The organism is Pseudomonas sp. Pc102, from assembly GCF_018408275.1.
Classification (GTDB): domain Bacteria; phylum Pseudomonadota; class Gammaproteobacteria; order Pseudomonadales; family Pseudomonadaceae; genus Metapseudomonas; species Metapseudomonas tohonis.
Genome location: NZ_AP021905.1, coordinates 1,133,053 through 1,154,468, shown reverse-complemented (window position 1 = coordinate 1,154,468; position 21,416 = coordinate 1,133,053). Strand labels below are relative to the sequence as shown.

Annotated in this window: 17 protein-coding genes and 3 tRNA genes; 6 read left to right on the top strand and 14 right to left on the bottom strand. The window is 67.5% G+C overall.

Annotated elements, in window-relative coordinates; all coding sequences use genetic code 11:
* Positions 1–51 precede the first annotated feature (51 nt).
* The 11 genes from PHLH3_RS05470 to PHLH3_RS05420 form a co-directional block, all read right to left on the bottom strand.
* Complete coding sequence (locus PHLH3_RS05470) at positions 52–816, bottom strand: SDR family oxidoreductase (protein WP_173173342.1); 765 nt, start codon at positions 814–816, stop codon at positions 52–54.
* Between the two features lie 34 nt (positions 817–850).
* The gene (locus tag PHLH3_RS05465; protein ID WP_213628491.1) at positions 851–1,327 is read right to left on the bottom strand and encodes a hypothetical protein; all 477 of its coding nucleotides are present in this window, start codon (positions 1,325–1,327) and stop codon (positions 851–853) included.
* On the bottom strand, positions 1,276–1,575 hold the full coding sequence (locus PHLH3_RS05460; protein WP_213628490.1) for a hypothetical protein: 300 nt from the start codon (positions 1,573–1,575) through the stop codon (positions 1,276–1,278). Before PHLH3_RS05460 ends, PHLH3_RS05465 begins: the two co-directional genes overlap by 52 nt.
* 36 nt (positions 1,576–1,611) lie before the next feature.
* Positions 1,612–3,342 carry an FAD-dependent monooxygenase gene (locus PHLH3_RS05455; RefSeq protein ID WP_213628489.1) on the bottom strand — a complete coding sequence of 577 codons (1,731 nt, stop codon included), beginning with the start codon at positions 3,340–3,342 and terminating at the stop codon, positions 1,612–1,614.
* A gap of 22 nt (positions 3,343–3,364) precedes the next feature.
* Positions 3,365–4,078 (bottom strand): class I SAM-dependent methyltransferase, encoded by a 714-nt coding sequence (locus PHLH3_RS05450; protein WP_173173346.1) that lies wholly within the window; start codon positions 4,076–4,078, stop codon positions 3,365–3,367.
* 34 nt (positions 4,079–4,112) lie between these two features.
* Positions 4,113–6,554, bottom strand: coding sequence for an AMP-binding protein (locus PHLH3_RS05445; RefSeq protein WP_213628488.1), 2,442 nt, complete (start codon positions 6,552–6,554; stop codon positions 4,113–4,115).
* A 55-nt stretch (positions 6,555–6,609) separates the two neighbouring features.
* Positions 6,610–7,407, bottom strand: a complete 798-nt coding sequence (locus tag PHLH3_RS05440; RefSeq protein WP_213628487.1) for a hypothetical protein — start codon at positions 7,405–7,407, stop codon at positions 6,610–6,612.
* A 9-nt stretch (positions 7,408–7,416) separates the two neighbouring features.
* On the bottom strand, positions 7,417–8,742 hold the full coding sequence (locus tag PHLH3_RS05435) for a 3-dehydroquinate synthase II (RefSeq protein ID WP_213628486.1): 1,326 nt from the start codon (positions 8,740–8,742) through the stop codon (positions 7,417–7,419).
* A 586-nt stretch (positions 8,743–9,328) separates the two neighbouring features.
* Positions 9,329–9,404, bottom strand: a tRNA-Lys gene (locus tag PHLH3_RS05430).
* 12 nt (positions 9,405–9,416) lie between these two features.
* A tRNA-Pro gene (locus PHLH3_RS05425) sits at positions 9,417–9,493 on the bottom strand.
* A 9-nt stretch (positions 9,494–9,502) separates the two neighbouring features.
* A tRNA-Asn gene (locus PHLH3_RS05420) sits at positions 9,503–9,578 on the bottom strand.
* 202 nt (positions 9,579–9,780) lie between these two features.
* On the opposite strand from PHLH3_RS05420, the gene PHLH3_RS05415 reads away from it, so the two are divergent.
* Entirely contained in the window at positions 9,781–12,084 is a 2,304-nt protein-coding gene (locus PHLH3_RS05415) for a DUF1631 domain-containing protein (RefSeq protein ID WP_213628485.1), read from the top strand.
* A 9-nt stretch (positions 12,085–12,093) separates the two neighbouring features.
* On the top strand, positions 12,094–12,426 hold the full coding sequence (locus tag PHLH3_RS05410; protein ID WP_213628484.1) for a PilZ domain-containing protein: 333 nt from the start codon (positions 12,094–12,096) through the stop codon (positions 12,424–12,426).
* A 57-nt stretch (positions 12,427–12,483) separates the two neighbouring features.
* Here the strand turns inward: PHLH3_RS05410 and clpB are convergent, their stop codons facing one another.
* The 3 genes from clpB to rluD all read right to left on the bottom strand — a co-directional run bounded on the left by clpB (position 12,484) and on the right by rluD (position 16,901).
* Positions 12,484–15,048, bottom strand: coding sequence for an ATP-dependent chaperone ClpB (gene clpB, locus PHLH3_RS05405; protein ID WP_213628483.1), 2,565 nt, complete (start codon positions 15,046–15,048; stop codon positions 12,484–12,486).
* Positions 15,049–15,216: 168 nt separating this feature from the next.
* Positions 15,217–15,942, bottom strand: coding sequence for a peptidoglycan editing factor PgeF (gene pgeF / locus PHLH3_RS05400; RefSeq protein ID WP_213628482.1), 726 nt, complete (start codon positions 15,940–15,942; stop codon positions 15,217–15,219).
* A complete protein-coding gene (gene rluD / locus PHLH3_RS05395; protein WP_213630417.1) occupies positions 15,942–16,901 on the bottom strand; it encodes a 23S rRNA pseudouridine(1911/1915/1917) synthase RluD in 960 nt (319 codons plus the stop codon). The genes pgeF and rluD overlap by 1 nt, the downstream gene beginning before the upstream one ends.
* Positions 16,902–17,061: 160 nt before the next feature.
* Here rluD and PHLH3_RS05390 point away from each other — a divergent pair, with 160 nt between their 5' ends.
* The 4 genes from PHLH3_RS05390 to PHLH3_RS05375 all read left to right on the top strand — a co-directional run bounded on the left by PHLH3_RS05390 (position 17,062) and on the right by PHLH3_RS05375 (position 21,414).
* Complete coding sequence (locus tag PHLH3_RS05390) at positions 17,062–18,081, top strand: outer membrane protein assembly factor BamD (protein ID WP_173173376.1); 1,020 nt, start codon at positions 17,062–17,064, stop codon at positions 18,079–18,081.
* A 180-nt stretch (positions 18,082–18,261) separates the two neighbouring features.
* Positions 18,262–18,498: a PP0621 family protein gene (locus PHLH3_RS05385; RefSeq protein ID WP_213628481.1), complete on the top strand. Its 237-nt coding sequence runs from the start codon at positions 18,262–18,264 to the stop codon at positions 18,496–18,498.
* A complete protein-coding gene (locus PHLH3_RS05380) occupies positions 18,488–20,080 on the top strand; it encodes an ATP-binding protein (RefSeq protein WP_244862983.1) in 1,593 nt (530 codons plus the stop codon). Before PHLH3_RS05385 ends, PHLH3_RS05380 begins: the two co-directional genes overlap by 11 nt.
* Before the next feature lie 2 nt (positions 20,081–20,082).
* Positions 20,083–21,414, top strand: a complete 1,332-nt coding sequence (locus tag PHLH3_RS05375) for a sigma-54 dependent transcriptional regulator (RefSeq protein WP_213628479.1) — start codon at positions 20,083–20,085, stop codon at positions 21,412–21,414.
* Positions 21,415–21,416: the final 2 nt, after the last annotated feature.

The window sequence follows — 21,416 nt, the reverse complement described above, 5'->3', positions numbered from 1 at the left end:
GTTCCTGAACGGGTCGGCTTCCTGGAGCGGGGGCGCGAGGCCCCCGCCGATTCACGTGCGGGTGATGGTCACGCCGCCTTCCACGAACAGGGTCGTACCGGTGACGAAGCTCGAGGCATCGGAGGCCAGGTACAGCGCCGACTGGGCGATCTCCTCCGGGCGCGCCATGCGCTTGAGCGCGTGGATGCTCTCGACGAAGGCCTTCTGCTCCGCGGTGGAGGCGGCGGCGCGGCCCATCTCGGTGTCGGTGCCGCCCGGCAGCAGCACGTTGACGCGCAGGCCCTGGGCGCCGTATTCGGCCGCCAGGGTGCGGGTCAGCCCGACCAGGCCGGCCTTGCTCGCCGCATAGGCGGCCATGCCGGGGAAGCCGACGCTGTGGCCGACGAAGGAGGAGGTGAAGATCAGCGAGCCGCCGGGGCGCTTGAGCAGCTCGGGGATCTGGTGGCGCGCGCAGAGGAAGGCGCTGGTCAGGTTGGTGTCGATCGTGTCGTGCCAGCCCTCGACGCTGATATCGGTCACCGCACCCAGCGCGCCCATGGAGCCGGCGTTGTTGAAGGCGATGTCGAGGCCGCCGAAGCGGCTCACCGCCAGGGCCACGGCTTCACGCACGCAGCGCTCGTCCTTGACGTCGCCGGCCAGGGCCACGGCCACGCCGCCGGCGGCGGTGATCTCGTCCACCAGCCGCTCCAGGGCCTCGCCCCGGCGTGCCACGGCCACCACCTTGGCGCCCTCCTTCGCGAAGAGCTTCGCGGCCTCGAAGCCGATGCCGGAGCTGGCCCCGGTCACGATCGCGGTCTTGTTCGCCAGAATACTCATGTGTCACCTCGTTCCTTGTTGGGTTGTCGCGTCTTCACGCCTGCTTGGCGGATTCGAACAGCCTGATCAGGCCGTCCAGGTTCTTGCCGAAGGGCGCCTCGCCCTCCTCCACCTTCTCGGCGTATTGCCAGAAATCGGTGCTGAACATCATTCCGTAGTCGCGCGCCTCGCTGACCGCCTTGAGCTGCACGATCGGGTTGTTGCGTGCGCCTCGGACGCCCGGGAGGATCGGCCGGGCGATGGATTCGAAGTAGTCCTTCAAGGTCACTTCGGGGGTGTCGGGGGTCCACACCAGCCACATCATCACGGTCTTGTCGGAGATGTTGAGGAAGCCGTGGATGTGGTTGCGCCGGCCGAAGACCATGGCGCCCTTCTTCATGGGGATCATGCGGATGGTGTCGCGCCCGGAGACGTCCGGCGGGTTGTCCATGTCGGTGTAGGTGCGCGTGCCCATGAGCATCACCACGCCGCCGTCGGGGGCGTAGAACCACTCGTCCGTGCGGGTGTGCACGTGCAGCGGCGGGCCCGAGCCGGGGGGATCTCCACCTTGGCCATCAGGTAGCGGCCACGGGTGGTCTCGCCGGTCTTGACGAAGCGGATCGAGGCACCCTCCGGCTCACCGTTGACCACCTGCGGATCGGGGTCGTCCTCGATCAGGGCGAAGGCCGCTGCGTTCTCCGCGGCGTCCTCGGCGTAGTCGGATTGCAGGTCCTGCTCCAGCACCGCGCCGACTTCGAAGCCGGCTTCCAGTGAACTCATACATCCTCCTTGCGGGTCGTCGACCCGGTCGTTGATCTAGCCAACCGCACCCAGGACGCCAACCAGCGCCTGGCCTTCCTTCGGGTGCACGGCGCAGCCGTGCCCCACCAGCCTTTCCAGTACCGCGCCGGCGTCTTCCGGCACGTCGTCGCCACGCCAGCCGATGTGCTGGTCAGGGCGCACCAGCAACAAGGCGACCCGGTAGCAGTCACGCGCGCTGGCCGGCAGCTCCACCACCGTCAACGGGATGCCCCGGGCCGCGGCGGCCTCGCGCAGGCGCTCCACCGAGGGTGCATCGGGCCCGACCCGGAGCAGGGTGAACCCCGCCCCGAGCAGGTCGAAGACTGAACGCCGCGTGCCGTCGCCGGCGGGCAGCCACAGGTGCGGCAGGCGCCCGCCGGGCACGGTGCTGGGCCGGTAGTGCAGGGGGTCGTCCGCCGGCGGCTGGCCCTGCTGCCAGACGATGGGCGAGCCGTCGTAGCGCGCGCCCAGCTCGACGCCGATGGAGGTGAACTGCCCCCGGAAACCGCGCAGCGACACGCCGAGCTGCGCGCGCGCCCGGTCGCCCTCGGTGCCCCGGGCCTCGACGGCGGCGGGCACCTCCACCTTGCCCACGCGCTGGGTGAGCTGGCGCGCGGCTTCGGTGTTGCGCAGGGTGACCGGGCGCCGCTCCAGCTCGTAGGACGCCAGCAGCCCTTCCCCGGCCCAGCCCTGGACGGCGGCGGCCAGCTTCCAGGCGAGGTTGGCGGCGCCGTCGATGCCGGTGTTCATGCCGAAGCCGCCGGTGGGCGAGAACAGGTGCGTGGCATCGCCGGCGAGGAACACGCGGCGGTCGGAGAAGCGCTCGGCCACCAGGGCCAGGCCGCCATGCCACACGGCATGGGCCAGCACCTCGACCTCGACCTCGGCACCGACGCCCTGGCGGATGGCGGCGATCACCCGGTCGTCCTGGGGCATCTCGTCGTGGGAGCGTGCCTGGGTCATGAGCAGGAACTCGTCCTCGCCATCCAGGCTGATCAGCAGCATGCGCGCGTCGGGCGCCACCACGTTGTACATCCAGGCCTTGCGGTCGGGGAGGATGTCGCGGTGCAGCGCAGGTACACGCACGTGGCTGGAGAACATGCGCCCGCTGAGGAAGCCGCCGCTGGAGCCGTCCGGCCCCAGGTAGCCGATGCCGAGGGTGCGGCGGACGAAACTCTGCCCGCCGTCGCACCCCACCAGGTAGTCGGCGCGCCAGTGCTCCAGGGCTTCGCCGCTGGCGCTCTCCACGGCCATCAGGCGCACGCCGTCGGCGTCCTGCTCGAAGCCGCTGACCCGCCAGCCGAAACGCAGCTGGATGTTGGGCCGGGTGCGGATGTGTTCGAGGAGGAAGCGCTCGACGTACATCTGGTTGGCCCGCAGCAGCGGCTCGGGCACCTGGTCGGTGTCCTCGGCGGCGCGGGCCGCCGCCATGCGCTCGCGCTCGGAGGGCATGTCCAGGCGCGCCAGCTCCCAGGCGTTGAGGCGGGTGAAGTAGGCGACATCGCGCGGGTGGTCCTCGGGCAGGCCGAGGCGGCGGATGGCCTCCGCCAGGCCCAGGCGCCGGTAGTGCTCCATGGTGCGCGAGTTATGGGTGTTGCCCTTGGGGTGCCAGCGGGTGTTGCGCTCGCTGTTGAACAGCACCACGGGCACGCCGTGGTGGTCCAGGAACAGCGCGAGCATCATCCCCACGGGGCCGCCGCCGACGATGGCCACGGCGGCGTGCTGGGTCTTCTGGCCTGTGCTCACGATGAGGCTCCGTCGCTGCCGGTCAGGCGCCTGCGGGTGCGTGCGCACCCGGCAGGAGCTGGAGGATGTCGTAGCGCGGTGCGCCCGCGCCCTGGCCGGTCACCGAGGCGACCCGGCGCGAGCCGTAGCCGTGCTCGGCGAGCATCGCCTCCAGTGCACCGCCATCGCCCTGGCTGCTGAAGCCCATGAGCAGCATGCCGCCGTCGGCCAGATGCTCGGGGGCCTCGTCGAGGAAGCGCTTGTGGGCGGCGTAACCCGGGTCGCAGAAGGCGAGCATGATGGCCTTGTCGAAGACGTGTTCGGCCTCGACGAAGACGAAGTTGGAGTTCCAGAAGATGACGTCGAAACGCTCGCCCGGCTCCAGTACCTCGAACAGGTCGCCCTGGCGGATCGACATCTTCCCGGTCACGCCATGGCGCGCGGCATTGGCACGGGTGTTGCGCACGGCCGCCTCGCTGATGTCGCTGGCCACCACTTCGCGGCAGCCTTCAAGGGCGGCGGTGACGGCGGTGACGCCGGCGCCGCAGCCGATCTCCAGCAGGCGCCCGCCCCGGGGGTAGGGCAGGTGGCGGGTGAAGATGCCGGTGGACTGGAAGTGGGTCGGCGGGAATACGCCGTCATGCACCGCGAAACTGCGGCCCATGCATTCGTACTCCGTCTGCCCGTCGGCTTCGGCGGCGGCGAGGCGCTGGCGGACCGACGCCAGTGCGCCGGTCTCGTAGGTTGCTTGGGTCATGCTGGGATTCCTTGTGTGGTGGCCGGCCTGCAGCTCAGAGCCCGTGTCCGGCGGTGGCGAGCTGGCGATGGGCGGGGCGCAGCAGGTGCTGCACCTGCTGCCCGCCTTCCCCGGCCAGCAGGGCCTGGGCGACGCTGCGCAGGTGGCGCTTGAGCACCTTGCCGGTGGCGCCGACGGGCAGGAACGCCAGGTCGCTGACCACGGCGACGGCGATGAAGCCTTCCGCCACCAGTGCGCCACGCGACGCTGCGGCCTCGTGCAGGGTGCGCAGCACCCGGGCGGCGATGGCCGATGCGTCGGTCGCGCCGCGCTCCGGCAGGACCAGGGCGAGCAGGCCGACGCCACCGCTGCGGGCCGGGTCGACACCGACCACGGTGACGTCGCATACGCCGTCCACCTGCTGCGCCGCTTCTTCCAGCTGGAGGGTGTGCAGGGCACCGGCGGGCGAGTCGATGACATCCACCGCGCGGTCGATCTGGTAGAACTCGCCGTCCTTGCAGAACGCGATATCGCCGGTGAGGAAGTAGCCACCGCGCCAGGCGTCGACGGTCTTCTGCGGCTGCTTCCAGTAGCCGGAGGTGACGGTGGGCGAGCGCACGGCGAGCAGGCCGACCTCGCCCGGCTGCACCTCGTCGCCGCTGAGCGGGTCGAGCACCTTGGCCACGGCGATGTCCACCGGGCGGCCAATGCAGCGCTGGGCGGCGATGGCACCGAGGCTCGATTCGCTGCGGAACAGCGCCATGCCCAGTTCTGAGCTGCCGAAGGCGTCGATGAAGCGCGACTGCGGCGCGCCTTCGAGGATCCGGCGGATGTGGCTCTGGTGCGAGGCATCGCCCATGGCGAACCAGCGGCGCACGGTGGGGAACTCGTCATGGGCGATGCCGCCCTCGACCAGCAGCACGTAGCTGCGCGGGAACGCGGCGACCGTGGTGGGTGCGAAACGCTGGATGGCGTCGCGCAGCGCCTGGCCCTGCTGGGTGCCGAGGACGAAGGTGGGAATGCCGTGGAGGATGGCGGTTTCCAGGTGGCTGATGGCCGCCGAGTGGGATTGTGGCAGGGCGCTGAGGAAGCGCTCGTCCGGGCCCTCGGCGAAGCGTCCGATGCGGGCGCGCTTGCCCATGAAGAACTGCCGGTGTTCGAAGCGCACCGCCTTGGGCAGGCCGGTGGTGCCAGAGGTGTGGCTGAGCATCACCAGGGTGGAGTCCTCCGGCTCCAGCGGCCACCAGGCGGGCATGCGCGGCGCCGCATCGAGGGCTGCGCGGGTGACGTCGAGCACCGGGCGGCCGGCGTCGCGCCACTGGCGGGCGAAGTCGCTGGCGACCAGGGTGGCGGTGTCGGTCACGAGGCGCTCGAAGCCGTTCTCGTCCATGTAGGCGATGCCGAACTCAGCCGGCATCGCCGGGTTCATCAGCGAGATCGCCGCGCCCAGGCTGGTCAGCGCCAGGTAGTGCAGCAGCGGGGAGAGGCCATCCTCGACCGTGACCGCGACGACGTCGCCGGGCTTCACGCCCTGCTCCAGGTACCAGGCGGCCAGGGCCATGCGGTGGTGCTGCAGGTCGTTGAGCGCGAGGGCGCTGATCGGTGTGCCGCGCAGCAGGGTCAGCGGCTTGTCGAGGAACAGGAAGGGCTCGTCGGGCGTGGTGCTCAGTGCCAGGCAGCGGTCGAGGAAGTTGCCGCTGCCGAGGGAGGCATCGGCGCGCAGCGTCTGCAGGGCCTCGGCGCTCATCAGGGTGCTGGCGGCGCCGAGGGGCTGGGCGCTGGGGCCTTGGGCCAGTTCGGTGAGCATGGCCATGCGCAGGTGCACCATCTCCTCGCCGATGGCGACGACACGGGCGCGCAGGTAGGGGCGCTCGACGAGCATGCGGTCGATGATCTCGCGCATGACGATGGCGTGGTCCTCGTCCTCCTCGATGTGCAGCACGAAGAAGTGCTCGGCCTCACGCGGGGCGTTGTGGCTGCGCAGGGCGTCGAGCACCGGGCCGTAGATCAGCGGGACTATGGCTTCGGCACCGAGGCACAGGGCAGCCAGGCCGTCGATCGGGTCGCTGCTGCGGCAGTGGCGGAACATGCCGTCGATGAGCTGGCGGGTGCCGGGCAGCAGGGGGCGGCTGCGCGGCGGGGCCGACATCAGGTCCATGGAGCGGCGGTACAGCTCGGCGTGGGAGATGTCGACGCTGTCGCCACCGGACAGCTCCTCGGTGAGGTTGCAGGACAGCGACTTGAACTCGCCCTGGTCGGCGATGCTGCCCATCAGCGCGCAGAGGTAGCGGGTGAAGTACTGCGAGTAGTAGTGGTGCTGGATGAGGAAGTGGCGCAACTGGTCGAGGCTGACCGCGCCGTTGCGGCAGGCCACGAGGAAGGGGTTGGCGTTGAGCCGGCTCAGCAGCCCTTCGGGGAAGAGGTCCTTCCACAGCGGCGAGAGCACGTATTCGTTGCGGGCACCGGTGGGCGCCGCGTTGTCGTCGAGGTAATCCATTGACCTGTCACCCTGGGTTGACCGCTTGTGGCGGTCGCGTGGAGTTGAGTTCCGTTCACACGGCGCGACTGAGGTATTCCGTCTCGCCCTTGATGCAGTCCGCCAGGCGCCTCAGCAGTTCGAGGGGGCGCGGGTGCTGGAAGACGTTGCGCCCGACGCACAGGCCGGCGGCGCCGCTGGCGAGGATGGAGCGGGTCAGCCCCAGCAGGCGTTCGTCTTCGGTGCGCTCGCCACCGGCGAAGAAGATGCGGATGTCGCGGCAGTGGGTCTCCACCAGTTCGGTGCAGTCGCTGGCGGATTCGGGCATGGCCAGTTTCACCGCGTCCGATCCGAGCTCGGCCACCACCCGCACCAGGTGGCTGAGGCGCTTCTGCCGATCCGCGGCGGAAAGGCCCCGCGCCTTGTCGTAGAGCATGGTGAGGATGGGGAAGCCGGCGCCGTGGGCAGCGTCGGTCATGGCGCCGAGCAGGGCGACGTTGTGCTGGAAGTTGTCCTCGGTGAAGTTGATCTGGATCGACACCGCGTCGGCGCCGAGTTCCAGCGCCGTGTCGATGCTCGACACCATGATCTTGGTGTCGGGCTCGGGGGCGATGCTGGCCATGCCGTTGAGGTGCAGGATCACCCCGGTGGAGGGGTGCAGCATGTCGCGCAGGATCAGCCGCTCGATCAGGCCCTTGTGGCCGATGACCGCGCTGATGTGGTCGCTGGCGATCCATTTCTCGAAATCGGCGGTCTGGGTCATGCCGGCGATGGGCCCGAGGGTCAGGCCGTGGTCGATGGGCACGATCAATCCGCGCCGCGAGGACGGGAACAGCAGGCGCCGCTCCCTCAGTACTCTGCTGACGTAGCTCATGGCGCGCCCCTATTTCTCGATGATCGATTCGTTGATCTTGATGCCGACGTGGCGGCCGGGCTCGGTGACGTAGCCGAGGACCTTGTCGCCGGGCTTGAGCTCGGAGATGTTCAGCGGCTTGGCGGAGTCGGAGAAGATGCGCACGTGCCAGTCGTCCTGCATGAGGACGTTGACCCGCTCCTTGCCGGGGAACTCGACCTCGATCAGGCGCAGCGGGCGCTGCTCGATCTTCATCCGGCCCACGGCGGCGCGGCGCACGCGGCCCTTGGAGTTGACGATCATGATCGGCGAGCCGGCCTTCAGCTCGCTCATGTAGTCGGTGCGGTTGTCGGTGTTGAACACGTAGGAGTGCACGGCGCCGGCGTTGACGCGGAACGGGCGCAGCTCCATGTAGGGCAGGAAGTAGACCTCGGGGCAGCACAGCACGCCGCCCTGGGAGGTGCTGCCGACCAGCATGCCCTCGTCGGGCTCGAACAGGGTGGAGGCGTCGATGCAGGCGCGGTAGCCCATGCCCACCGGGCGGCTTTCGATCACGGTGCCGACCTGGATGTCGAGGTTGGCGTAGCTCTGCGCCTGGGACATGCGGGCGAGGAACTCGCTCATCACGCCGTGATCGCGCGGGGAGAAGATCACCCCTTCGGCGCCGTATTCCATCACCCCGTAGGAGACGATGGCGTCGTCGACGTCGGTCGGCGCCTTGATCTCCTTCATCAGCACGGTGGAGGTGGATTGCAGCGAGGCGATGACCAGCTCCAGGGGGATGTTGGTCGGGTCGCGGAAGAGGATCCACAGGTAGTTGAAGCGCAACCCCTGGTCGATGGAGGCCAGCAGGCTGTCGCGGTCGTCGACGTAGCTGGTGAAGCAGGTGAGCAGGCCGCCGCGGCCCAGGTCGGCCAGGACGTCGGCGTCGTTGTAGGCGACGGAGCGGTTGCGGGCGGCGGCGCCCTTCTTGAAGTCCTCGAACTGCGGGCTTTCGCGGAAGGCCTTGATCTCGGCCGCGTTGCGCAGGCGCAGAACTGCATGCATGCGCGAGGGGACGGCGGGGAGCAGCTCGGCTAGGTTGTCCATGTATAGGACGATGCCGGTGTAGAGGGAGTTGATGACACGGACGAAGATGCCGTCGTCGGGGCGGCGCTTGGCCAGTTGGGCGCTGTCGAACCAGACCAGTTGGCTGTCGTTGGCGGTGCGCTTGTTCTCGCCGTTGCTTCTGATGTTGGCGAGACGCACCGACGTTCGCTTGGATACCGTTTCGGGGGTCTCGAAGGCCTGGTCGGCGGCGTCCTCGCGGATCACCGGGACCTCCTTGCCTTTCACCCCTGCGCTTGCGTTGCTCATGTTCTCTCCAGGCTGCGAGCCATTCCATTCAGGTTGGTCATGTAGAGGCATCCAGAAACCCGCGACGCAAGGCACCTGCATCGCACAACCAGGGTCGGGAGGTCCTCTCCCGCTGGAGCCCTTCTCGTGCACCCGGCGCGGTAGTGCGTCTGGGTAACCGTGCGGAAAGCCGGCGGGGACGAACGGTTCGTAACCGCCTGCTTTTGCGTGGAGCGGAGTCTTTCCCAGGGGCAGTGGCGAGGAAAGACCATGTGGGCGATGGGGTATTCGCGGAGGGGGATGGGGCGCAGGCAGACGCAGGAGGTCCGTCCGCAGACCCGGCCTGGACGGGCGGAAAACCGGGAAACGGAGTGCGGGACGGGCGGGCAGCCAGTCCCGTGGGGTCGAACGCCAGACCCAAAAAGAATGCACGGAACTGCGACATCACGCCGCAGTAGCGAGCGAGGCGCACGACCTCGGGACCCATGAGGTCTGGAGCCAGTGCGCACAGGTAGAAATGGGGGGGGCGGAAACGAAAAAGCCCACCGCGATGGGTGGGCTTCTCGTGGAAGCGGGTGGCCTGCCGGCTACCGCGCATTCCTGAATATGGTGGGTCGTGTAGGATTCGAACCTACGACCAATTGGTTAAAAGCCAACTGCTCTACCGACTGAGCTAACGACCCATATGTAAGGAGTGGTCGGGGTAGAGAGATTCGAACTCCCGACATCCTGCTCCCAAAGCAGGCGCGCTACCGGACTGCGCTATACCCCGTTTGGAAGTTGGCTCCGCGACCTGGACTCGAACCAGGGACCCAATGATTAACAGTCATTTGCTCTACCGACTGAGCTATCGCGGAACTTCAAGCTTTCCAATCTCATCCGCTGCAAACCGTGGTTCGCTGCATCTGAGGCGCGCCATTTTACGTTTCCAGAACGAGCTGTCAACCCCTGAAAAGCGAATTTATACAATGCTTTGCAGTTGCCGGGCCGGCTGCTATATCTGCCTTTCCCAGATCACTTACAGGACCCGCCGGCCGAACGGCCCCGGCAGGACAGTCCATGAGCACCCAGGACACCCCTCCTCCACCCCGCCCTCCAGCCACTCTCGCCAGCCGTGGCATCCAGCCGCGTTTCGGCGAACTGGTGCAGAGCTGCCGCAAGCTGGTGATGAATCGCCTGGCGGAACACCTGACCGGCGTTTTCGCCCAGGTCGACGACACCCTGTTCGAATGTGCCGAGAAGGCCGAGAACAACCAGGTCCAGACGCTGTTCTTCGACAGCATGCGCGACGTGCGCAAGCAGCGTCCGCAGATCGAACGCGCCTACCACCAGCGGATCGCCCAGCGGTTCGCCGAGTTCCTCGACGGCACCTTCAAGCCCGAGGCAGCTGCCGAGCTGGACGCCGAGCACCTGGAGCTGGTGCAGAACGAGGTCTACGAAGAAAGCCTGCTGGTCACCAACATGGTCAGCCGGGTCAAGGCCCGCTGCGCGCAGTCGCTGTTCGCCCTCGACCAGCGCCTGGGCCTGCTCAACAACGGCAAGAAGCTCGGCGAGGACAGCAACCCCTTCGGCCCGCAGGCGATCGCCCAGGCGTTTCGCGATGCCCTGGAGCCCACGCCTTTCCCGCTGCGGATCAAGACCATCCTCTACATGCTCTTCGACCAGCATGTGATGCAGAGCCTGGACACGCTTTATGACGCGCTCAACAAGCGCCTCATAGAAGCGGGCGTGCTGCCCAATCTCAAGTACAGCGCCCAACGCGCCCAGGGCGTCACCCGCAGCGCACCCGTGGACGGCCAGAGCGCGGGCACCCGCAGCAGCCAGAGCGCACCGACAGCGCCGCTGCCACCCCCGCCGGCCGACCTCGGTGCACCGCCGCCCCTGGACCCGGGCGCCCTGTTCAGTGGCCTGGCCGTACTGCTGGAGGAGCACCGCCAGCGCAACCTCGATACGCCGCTGCTCGGCGGCACCCCCAGCATCGCCAGCTACGCGCCACGGGGTGCCACGCGCACCTACAGCGCGGCGGAATTGCTGGAAGCGCTCAACCGCCTGCAGCAGCAATCGGCCCACGAACTCGCCTCGCGCCTGCAGCAGCCGCAGCGGGTCGACGGGCTGAAGGCCGACCTGCAACAGCAACTGGAAACCCACAGCAGCCTCCCGGGGCAGCAGAAGCTCTCGGACCAGGAAGCGGATGTCATCGACCTGGTGGGCATGCTCTTCGACTTCATCCTCGACGACGACAACCTGCCGGACAGCTGCAAGACCGCCCTTTCCCACCTGCACACGCCCTACCTGAAGGTGGCGCTGCAGGACAAGGCGCTGTTCACCCAGCACCACCACCCCGCCCGACGCCTGCTCAACACCATGGCCCAGGCCGGCGTGCTCTATGGCGGCGAAGGCGAGGAGCGCGGGCTGCTGGCGAAGATGCAGTGGGTGGTCGAGCGGATCATCCACGGCTTCATCGGCGACCTGCAGCTGTTCGACAGCCTGCTGGAGGAGTTCAACGAATACGTCGCCACCCTGCGCCACAAGGTGGAGCTGCGCGAGCGCCGCGCGGTGGAAGCGGCCAAGGGTCGCGACAAGCTGCTCAGCGCGCGCCAGCAGGCGGTCGACGCCATCGCCCGGGTGCTGGCCGGGCGCGAGCCGCCGAGCATCATCCGCAACTTCCTCGAACAGACCTGGAGCGACGTGCTGGTCTTCGTCCTCCTGCGCCACGGCGACCGTGGCGCGGAATGGCAGCGTTCGCGGGAAGTGGCCGAGCAACTGGCCTGGAGCGGCACGCCGCTGGATGCCAAGGGCCGCGACCGCCTGCAGGGCCTGCGCGTGGCGCTGCTGGAGGACCTGCGCAAGGGCCTGGAGCTGCTCGGTGGCTACCACGAGGACGGCATCCGCCGCCTGCTGCAGGACCTGGTGGCGTGCCAGCACGCCGTGCAGGGCCAGCAGCCGCAACTTGCGGCCCAGATCAACCCGGACCTGCCCAAGAGCCCGCTCAGCGAGATGCTCGGCGAGGACGCAGGCCTGCTGGCCCCGGCTCGCCCGTCGGGTCTTTCGACGCGCGCGCAGGCGCTGGTCAAGGAGCTGGAGAGCCTGGAGTTCAACACCTGGTTCGAATTCGTCGAGGAGGGCCAGGGGCGCAAGCTCAAGCTCTCCTGGTACAGCCCGACCACGCGCAACTACATGTTCGTCGACCACAGCGGCCAGCGAGTCGCCATCAAGCCCATCACGCTGCTGGCCAGCGAGATGGAAGAGGGGCTGGCCCGCATCATCGCCCCGGAACACAACGCACCGCTGGTGGACCGTGCGCTGGGCGCCATCTACCGCGTCCTGCAGCGCTTCACCGGCCGCAGTGCCGAGCCGAGCTAAGGAGTCCCCATGGAAGACCGCCGACATCACAGCCGCCACGCCACGGAGCTCCAGTTGGAGGTCTATGACCTGCATACCGGCAACCGCCTGGGCCGGGTGGTGGACCTTTCCGCGGACGGTTTCATGCTGTTCTGCGAATCGCCGCTGGCCAGCGACTCGGTATGGGAATGCCGCATCGTCTCGGTCACGCCGGTGGAAGGGGTCACCGAGGTGCGCCTGGGCGCCGACTGCCTGTGGAGCCGCCCCGGTGCCGATGGACAGCACAGCTGGGCCGGCTTCCACATCATCGACCTGGCTGAAGACCAGGCGGCCGCCCTGGAGATTCTGCTGCGGCACATCTGATATCCGCTCCCATGAAAAAGCCCCGCGATGCGGGGCTTTTCCTTACCGGCTCCGGGGTCAGTCGAAGACGATCTCCTCGCCCTCCACCTTGGCGTTGATGGCGATGCCCGGGGCGAACCTGCCGGCCAGGATCAGCTGCGCCAGGGGGTTCTCGATCCAGCGCTGGATGGCGCGCTTGAGCGGGCGGGCACCATAGACCGGGTCGTAGCCGACGGCGATCAGCTTGTCCATCGCCTCGCTGGACAGTTCCAGGTTCAGCTCCCGCTCGGCCAGGCGCTTGCGCAGGCGCTGCAGCTGGATCTCGGCGATGCCGGCGATCTGCTCACGGGCGAGCGGCTCGAACACCACCACCTCGTCGATGCGGTTGATGAACTCGGGACGGAAGTGGTTGCTCACCGCATCCATCACCGCCGCGCGCTGGGCCTCGCGATCCCCCACCAGTTCCTGGATCTGCGCGGAGCCGAGGTTGGAGGTCATCACCACCACGGTATTGCGGAAGTCCACGGTACGTCCGTGGCTGTCGGTGAGGCGACCGTCTTCCAGTACTTGCAGGAGGATGTTGAAGACGTCCGGATGGGCCTTCTCCACTTCGTCCAGCAGCACCACCGAATAGGGCTTGCGACGCACGGCCTCGGTCAGGTAGCCGCCCTCCTCATAGCCGACGTAGCCGGGCGGCGCGCCGATAAGCCGGGCCACGGAGTGCTTCTCCATGAACTCGGACATGTCGATGCGCACCAGCGCTTCCTCGGTGTCGAAGAGGAACTCGGCCAGGGCCTTGCACAGCTCGGTCTTGCCGACGCCGGTCGGGCCGAGGAAGAGGAAGGAGCCGCTGGGCCGGTTCGGATCGGACAGCCCCGCACGCGAGCGGCGCACGGCATTGGATACGGCGACGACCGCCTCGTCCTGGCCGATCAGGCGCTGGTGCAGCACGGATTCCATCTTCAGCAGCTTCTCGCGCTCGCCTTCGAGCATCTTCGACACGGGGATGCCGGTCCACTTGGAGACGACCTCGGCGATCTCCTCGTCGGTGACCTTGTTGCGCAGCAACTGGTTCTCGGTCTTGCCGTGCTGGTCGACCATCTGCAGGCTGCGCTCGAGGTCGGGGATGATGCCGTACTGCAATTCGGCCATGCGCTGCAGGTCCCCCTTGCGACGGGCGGCCTCCATGTCCAGACGGGCCTGTTCGATCTTCTGCTGGATCTGCGCCGAGCCCTGCACCTCGGCCTTCTCGGACTTCCAGATCTCCTCCAGGTCGGCGTACTCGCGCTCCAGGCGGGCGATATCGTCCTTGAGCTTTTCGAGGCGCTTGAGGGCGGCGTCGTCGTCCTCCTTCTTCAGGGCCTCCTGCTCGATCTTCAGCTGGATCAGGCGGCGCTCCAGGCGGTCCAGCGCTTCGGGCTTGGAGTCGATCTCCATGCGGATGCGGCTGGCGGCCTCGTCGATCAGGTCGATGGCCTTGTCCGGGAGCTGGCGGTCGGTGATGTAGCGGTGCGACAGCTTGGCGGCGGCGACGATGGCGCCGTCGGTGATTGTCACGCCGTGGTGCACCTCGTAGCGCTCCTTGAGGCCACGGAGGATGGCGATGGTGTCTTCCTCGCTGGGCTCGTCCACCAGGACCTTCTGGAAGCGGCGCTCGAGGGCCGCGTCCTTCTCGATGTACTGGCGGTATTCGTCCAGGGTGGTGGCACCGACGCAGTGCAGTTCACCACGGGACAGCGCGGGCTTGAGCATGTTGCCGGCGTCCATCGCGCCCTCGGCCTTGCCGGCGCCGACCATGGTGTGCAGCTCGTCGATGAACAGGATGATGCGGCCTTCCTGCTTGGACAGCTCGTTGAGCACTGCCTTGAGGCGCTCCTCGAACTCGCCGCGGAACTTGGCGCCGGCGATCAGCGCGCCCATGTCCAGGGACAGCAGGCGCTTGTCCTTGAGACCATCGGGCACTTCGCCGTTGACGATGCGCTGGGCCAGGCCCTCGGCGATGGCGGTCTTGCCGACGCCGGGCTCGCCGATCAGCACGGGGTTGTTCTTGGTGCGGCGCTGCAGGACCTGGATGGTGCGACGGATCTCGTCGTCACGGCCGATCACCGGATCGAGCTTGCCGTCCTCGGCGCGCTTGGTCAGGTCGACGGTGTACTTGTCCAGCGCCTGGCGGGATTCCTCGACATTGGGGTCGTTGACCGCCTGGCCGCCGCGCAGGTTGGCGATGGCGTTCTCCAGCGCCTTGCGGGTCACGCCCTGGCTAAGCAACAGCTTGCCGAGCCGGGTGTTCTCGTCCATGGCGGCGAGCAGCACCAGCTCGCTGGAGATGAACTGGTCGCCCTTCTGCTGGGACAGGCGGTCGGCCTGGTTGAGCAGGCGCGCCAGGTCCTGGGACAGGTTCACGTCGCCGGTGGGGTTCTGAATCTTCGGCAACCCGTCCAGCTCCTTGGTCAGGGCGCTTCGCAGGGCAGCGATGTCGAAGCCCACCTGCATGAGCAGGGGCTTGATGGAGCCCCCCTGCTGGTCGAGCAGGGCGAGTATCAGGTGAAAAGGTTCGATGGCCGGGTGGTCGTGGCCCACGGCCTGTGACTGGGCGTCGGAGAGCGCCAGTTGCAGCTTGCTGGTCAAACGGTCGATTCGCATGAGGGCAGTCCTTCCTTTAAGGAGCGGGCTGGAGCGATGAAGGCCCCGAATACGAGAAGCCCGCCGAGATGCAGTCTAGATAAGGACGATTCTGGGCGATTCAAGCCAGCGGACCTTGACTCGGGTCAGTCCGCGACAGCCGGCGGCGGGTAGAAACGCCGGTGGGGATCAGTCGGCGAGCCAGACGAGGCTGGCGAAACGGCCGGTGCGGGAGGCGCGGCGGTAGGAGAAGAAACGCGGGTCGCTGACGGTGCACAGGCCACCACCGTAGACGGCGGTCACACCGCGCGCGGCAAGGCGGATGCGCGCCAGGGCATAGATGTCGGCGATCAGCCGGCCTTCATTGTGGCTGGGGCGGAAAGCGGCTGCGGCCTTTGGATGCTGGGCGACGAAGGTGTCGCGTACTTCCGGGCCGACCTCGAAGGCGTCGACGCCGATGGCCGGGCCAAGCCAGACCAGTACCTGCTCCGCCGGGCGGTCGAGGGCATCGAGGGTCGCTTCGAGCACGCCGTTGGCCAGCCCGCGCCAGCCGGCATGGGCGGCGGCGACACGGGTGCCGGCGCGGTCGCAGAACAGGGCGGGCAGGCAATCGGCGGTCATCACCAGGCTCGCGATGCCGGGCGTCGAGCTCCAGCTGGCGTCGGCCACCTCGACACGCGAAGGGTCGGCCTCGACCACGCGCACGCCGTGCACCTGGCTGAGCCAGGCGGGGTGGCAGCCGAGGGCGCTGACCAGTCGGGCGCGGTTGTGCGCCACAGCGGCGGGATCGTCGTCGACGTGATCGCCGAGATTGAAACTGTCGAAGGGTGCCTGGCTGCACCCGCCGGCACGAGTGGTGACGCGGGCACGGACCCGCGCGGGGGCGGGCCAGTCGGGCGTCAGCCAGTCATCCATCAGGTGAAGGACTCGTGGTCCTGGCGCAACAGGGTCAGCAGCCAGACCATGTCGTCGGGCAGCGGCGATTCCCACTTCATGCGCGCGCCGGTCACCGGATGATCCAGTTCGAGGAAGCGGGCATGCAGGGCCTGGCGGGGGAAGTCCTTGAGGGTCTGGACCAGCGTGGGGCTGGCTGCGGGCGGGATGCGGAAGCGCCCCCCGTAGACAGGGTCGCCCACCAGCGGGAAGTTCACGTAGGACATGTGCACGCGGATCTGGTGCGTGCGGCCGGTCTCCAGCTTGACCCGGGCATGGGTGTGCGAGCGGAACCGCTCCAGCACGCGATAGTGGCTGACCGCAGGCTTGCCGCCGGCCACCACGCCCATGCGCTGGCGCTGCTGCGAGCTGCGACCGATGGGGGCGTCGACCTTGCCGCCGGCGGTGATCACGCCGACCACGATGGCCTCGTAGATGCGGCTGACAGTGCGGGCCTGGAGCTGCGCCACCAGCTTGGTGTGCGCTTCCAGGGTCTTGGCCACGACCATCAGGCCGGTGGTGTCCTTGTCCAGGCGGTGCACGATGCCGGCACGCGGCACGTTGGCCAGGTCCGGGACATGGTGCAGCAGGGCATTCAGCAAGGTGCCATCGGCATGCCCCGCGGCGGGGTGGACAACCAGCCCGGCAGGCTTGTCCAGCACCAGCAGTTGGTCGTCTTCGAAGACGATGTTCAGCGCGATGTCCTGGGCCACCCACTCGCCCTGGGATTCCTGCTCGGCATTGAGCTCCAGCAGGGAACCGCCATGGACGGTGTCGCGCGGGCGCAGCACCTGGCCGTCGACCGTGAGCAGCCCGTCCTTGATCCAGGCGGACAGGCGCGAACGCGAATGCTCGTCGAAGAGTTGGGCAGCGACCTGATCAAGGCGTTGCCCGCCCAGTTCGGACGGCACCTCGGCGCTGAGTTGAATAGCCTGCTTGATGATTGGGGACATGCTCGAAAACGGCGGGGGCGCAGCCTTTGGTTTCGGCCACGCGCTTGTGGTTAAATACGGCGTCTTTGTCCTGGGGGAGCCCAGGGCGCCCATCATAACAGGACGGCTCCGCCCAAGACAGCCAGCCGTCACAGGGACGCAAGCCGCTATGCAAGTGAAACACCTGCTGCTGATCGCCATTCTCGCCCTAACCGCCGCCTGCTCCTCCAAAGAAGTGGTGGACGAGAACCTGAGCGAGTCCGAGCTGTACCAGCAGGCTCAGGCCGACCTGGACAACAAGAGCTATACCAGCGCCGTATCCAAGCTCAAGGCCCTCGAGTCCCGCTATCCGTTCGGTCGTTATGCCGAGCAAGCCCAGCTGGAACTGATCTACGCCTACTACAAGAACGTCGAGCCCGAGGCCGCCAAGTCCGCCGCCGAACGTTTCATCCGCCTGCATCCGCAACACGCCAACGTCGACTACGCCTATTACCTGAAGGGCCTGGCCTCCTTCGACCAGGACCGTGGCCTGCTCGCCCGCTTCCTGCCGCTGGACATGACCAAGCGCGACCCGGGTGCGGCCCGCGACTCCTACAACGAGTTCGCCCAGCTGACCACCCGCTACCCGCACAGCCGCTACGCGCCAGATGCCAAGCAGCGCATGATCTACCTTCGCAACCTGCTGGCCGCCTATGAAATCCATGTCGCCCACTACTACCTGACCCGCCAGGCCTACGTCGCCGCCGCCAACCGTGGTCGCTACGTGGTGGAGAACTTCCAGGAAACCCCGTCCGTCGGTGACGGCCTGGCCGTGATGGTCGAGGCCTACCAGCGCCTGAACCTGAACGACCTGGCCGCGACCAGCCTGGAAACCCTGAAGCTCAACTACCCCGACCACCCGAACCTGGTCGATGGCCAGTTCGTGCCGCGCGAGGAAGAGGCCGACAACCGCTCCTGGCTGGCCAAGGCGACCCTCGGCCTGATCGAGAGCGAGCCGCCGCTGCCCCCGGGCGAGACCCGCGCCAACCAGGACGTGATCAAGCAGTACGAAGACGCCCAGGAAGAAATCCCGGACGAGCTGAAGCCCGAGAACCAGCAGGAAGTGCAGGAAGAGCAGCACGAAGCGGAAGCCAACAGCAGCGGCGACCGCTCCTGGTTCAGCTACATGACCTTCGGCGTTTTCGACTGAGAACGCCCAACGTGATCGAAGAAGAGGCCTGCGGGCCTCTTTTTTTGTCCCGACGAAAGCGCCCCTCCCGCTCCGGGCAATGCCAGGGGACCTGACGCACAGCTCGCAGCCTCCCCGCTGTGCGCGGACCACCGGCTTGGCTAAACTGCGCTCCTTTCAATGACAAGTGAGCTCGCCGGGATGATCCGCCTGCTGTTCTGGATTGTTGTGATCTTCGCCGCTGTCTGGGTCTGGCGCCGGATGAAGGCACCACCAGCCCCGCGCCCGCAGAAACCCGCGGAGGAGGCTGCCAGCCCGATGGTGCGATGCAGCCAGTGCGGCGTGCATGTGCCGCAGGCCCATGCGCTGGCCAATGGCGAGCGCTGGTACTGCAGCCGCGCCCACCTGGAACAGGACACCACCAGCGGTGAGCGGTGAGTCGACGGTCCTGGGCGGGCAGCCGGCGCGGCGCATCTTCCGCCTCTACAACCTCTACCGGCTGATCATCGGCCTCGCGCTGGTCGGGCTGATCTCCAGCGAGCTGGACAGCGAATTGCTCGACCTCGCCCGCGCGCAACTGTTCCGCAACGCCTCCTGGTTCTACCTGCTGCTGAACATCCTGATCGCCTTGATGGTCCGCCATCCGAAGCACATGCTGCAGGTGTTCAGCCTGGCACTCGTGGACGTGATCCTGTTGTCCTGCCTGTTCTACGCGGCCGGCGGTACGCCCAGCGGCATCGGCAACCTGGTGATAGTCGCGGTGGCCATCGCCAACATCCTGCTGCGGGGCCGGGTCGGCCTGCTGATTGCCGCCGTCGCCACCATCGGCATGATCTACCTGACCTTCTACCTCAGCCTCAGCCGCCCGGAAGTCGCCAACCAGTACGTACAGGCCGGTGCGCTCGGCGCCCTCTGTTTTGCGGCCGCACTCTTCGTCCAGGGCATCAGCAAACGCCTGCAACTGAGCGAGACCCTGGCGGAAAAGCGCGCCGCCGACGTCGCCAACCTCGAGGCACTCAACGCCCTGATCCTGCAACGGATGCGCACCGGCATCCTGGTGCTCGACGCGCAACACCGCGTGCTCCTGGCCAACCAGGGCGCCCAGACCCTGCTGGGCCGCGATGACCTCGCCGGGCGCATCATCGACCCGCAGAGCCCGGAACTGGTCAAGCGCCTCCAGCAGTGGATGGACAACCCCGCCCTGCGCCCGCAGAGCCTGCAGGCCATGCCCGAAGGCCCGGTGCTGCAACCCAGCTTCGTACCGCTGCAACGGGGCGAGCAGCGCGACACCCTGATCTTCCTCGAAGACATCTCGCAGATCGCCCAGCAGGCGCAACAGCTCAAGCTCGCCTCCCTCGGCCGCCTGACCGCCGGCATCGCCCATGAGATACGCAACCCCCTGGGCGCCATCAGCCATGCCGCGCAGCTTCTGCAGGAGTCGGAAGAGCTGACCGGCCCGGACCGACGGCTGGCGCAGATCATCCAGGACCAGTCGCGACGCATGAACCTGGTGATCGAGAACGTCCTGCAGCTGTCACGCCGCCGCCAGTCAGAGCCCCAGCTGCTCGACCTGAAGTACTGGCTGCACCGCTTCGCCAGCGAATTCCGCAATGCTTCCGGCCCCGGCCAGACACTGCACATCGAGACCAACAGCGGCACGATCCAGACCCGTATGGACCCGCACCAGCTGACCCAGGTACTGACCAACCTGGTACAGAACGGTCTGCGCTACAGTTTTCAGAAGAACAAGGTCGGACAGGTCTGGCTTCGCCTATTCCGTGATCCGGAAAGCGACCTGCCCATCCTGGAGATCATGGATGATGGAGCCGGCGTGCCGCCCGAGCAGGTGCAGCACATCTTCGAACCCTTCTACACGACTGAAAGCAAGGGTACCGGGCTCGGCCTGTATATCTCGCGCGAGCTGTGCGAGAGCAACCAGGCCCGCCTCGACTACCGCCCACGCGAAACCGGCGGCAGCTGTTTTCGCATTACCTTTGCCCACCCGCGCAAATTGAGCTGACCATGACCAGACAGAGAGCACTCATCGTCGACGACGAGCCCGATATCCGCGAGCTGCTGGAGATCACCCTCGGCCGGATGAAGCTGGATACCCGCAGCGCCCGCAACGTCAAGGAAGCCCGTGAACTCCTCGCCGCCGAACCCTTCGACCTGTGCCTGACCGACATGCGCCTGCCGGACGGCACCGGCCTCGACCTCGTGCAGCACATCCAGCAGCGCCATCCGCAGGTCCCGGTGGCGATGATCACCGCCTACGGCAGCCTGGACACCGCCGTCAACGCACTGAAGGCCGGCGCCTTCGACTTCCTCACCAAGCCTGTGGACCTCGGCCGGCTTCGCGAGCTGGTCGCTGCGGCCCTGCGCCTGCGCACCAGCGGCAGCGGCGACACGCCGATGGACAACCGCCTGCTCGGCGACTCGCCGCCGATGAAGGCGCTGCGCAACCAGATCCAGAAGCTCGCGCGCAGCCAGGCCCCCGTCTACATCAGCGGCGAGTCCGGCAGCGGCAAGGAACTGGTGGCACGCATGATCCACGAGCAGGGCCCGCGCCACGAAGACCCCTTCGTACCGGTCAACTGCGGCGCCATCCCCTCGGAACTGATGGAAAGCGAATTCTTCGGCCACAAGAAGGGCAGCTTCACCGGCGCCATCGAAGACAAGATCGGCCTGTTCCAGGCGGCCCATGGCGGCACCCTGTTCCTGGACGAAGTGGCAGACCTGCCCCTGCCCATGCAGGTGAAACTGCTGCGTGCCATCCAGGAAAAGGCCATTCGCACCATAGGTGGCCAGCAGGAAGTGGTGGTGGACGTACGCATTCTCAGCGCCACCCACAAGGACCTGGCTGCCGAAGTGGCGGCCGGACGCTTCCGCCAGGACCTCTACTACCGCCTGAACGTCATCGAACTCAGCGTCCCCCCGCTGCGCGAGCGCCGCGAGGACATCCCGCAACTGGCCGATGTGATGCTCAAGCGCCTGGCTGCGGACAGCGCCGCGGCCAGCATCACCCGCGACGCCATGGAAAAGCTCAAGAGCTATCGCTTCCCCGGCAACGTCCGCGAGCTGGAAAACATGCTCGAGCGGGCCTACACGCTCTGCGACAACGACCAGATCCAGCCCGAGGACCTGCGCCTGGCCGACGCGCCCTCCCCGTCGGAAAGCGGCGAGGCCGACCTTGCGCAGGTCAGCAACCTCGAGGATTACCTGGAAGAGATCGAGCGCAAGCTCATCATGCAGGCCCTGGAAGAAACTCGCTGGAACCGCACCGCCGCAGCCCAGCGCCTGGGCCTGACCTTCCGCTCGATGCGCTACCGGCTGAAGAAACTGGGGATCGACTGATC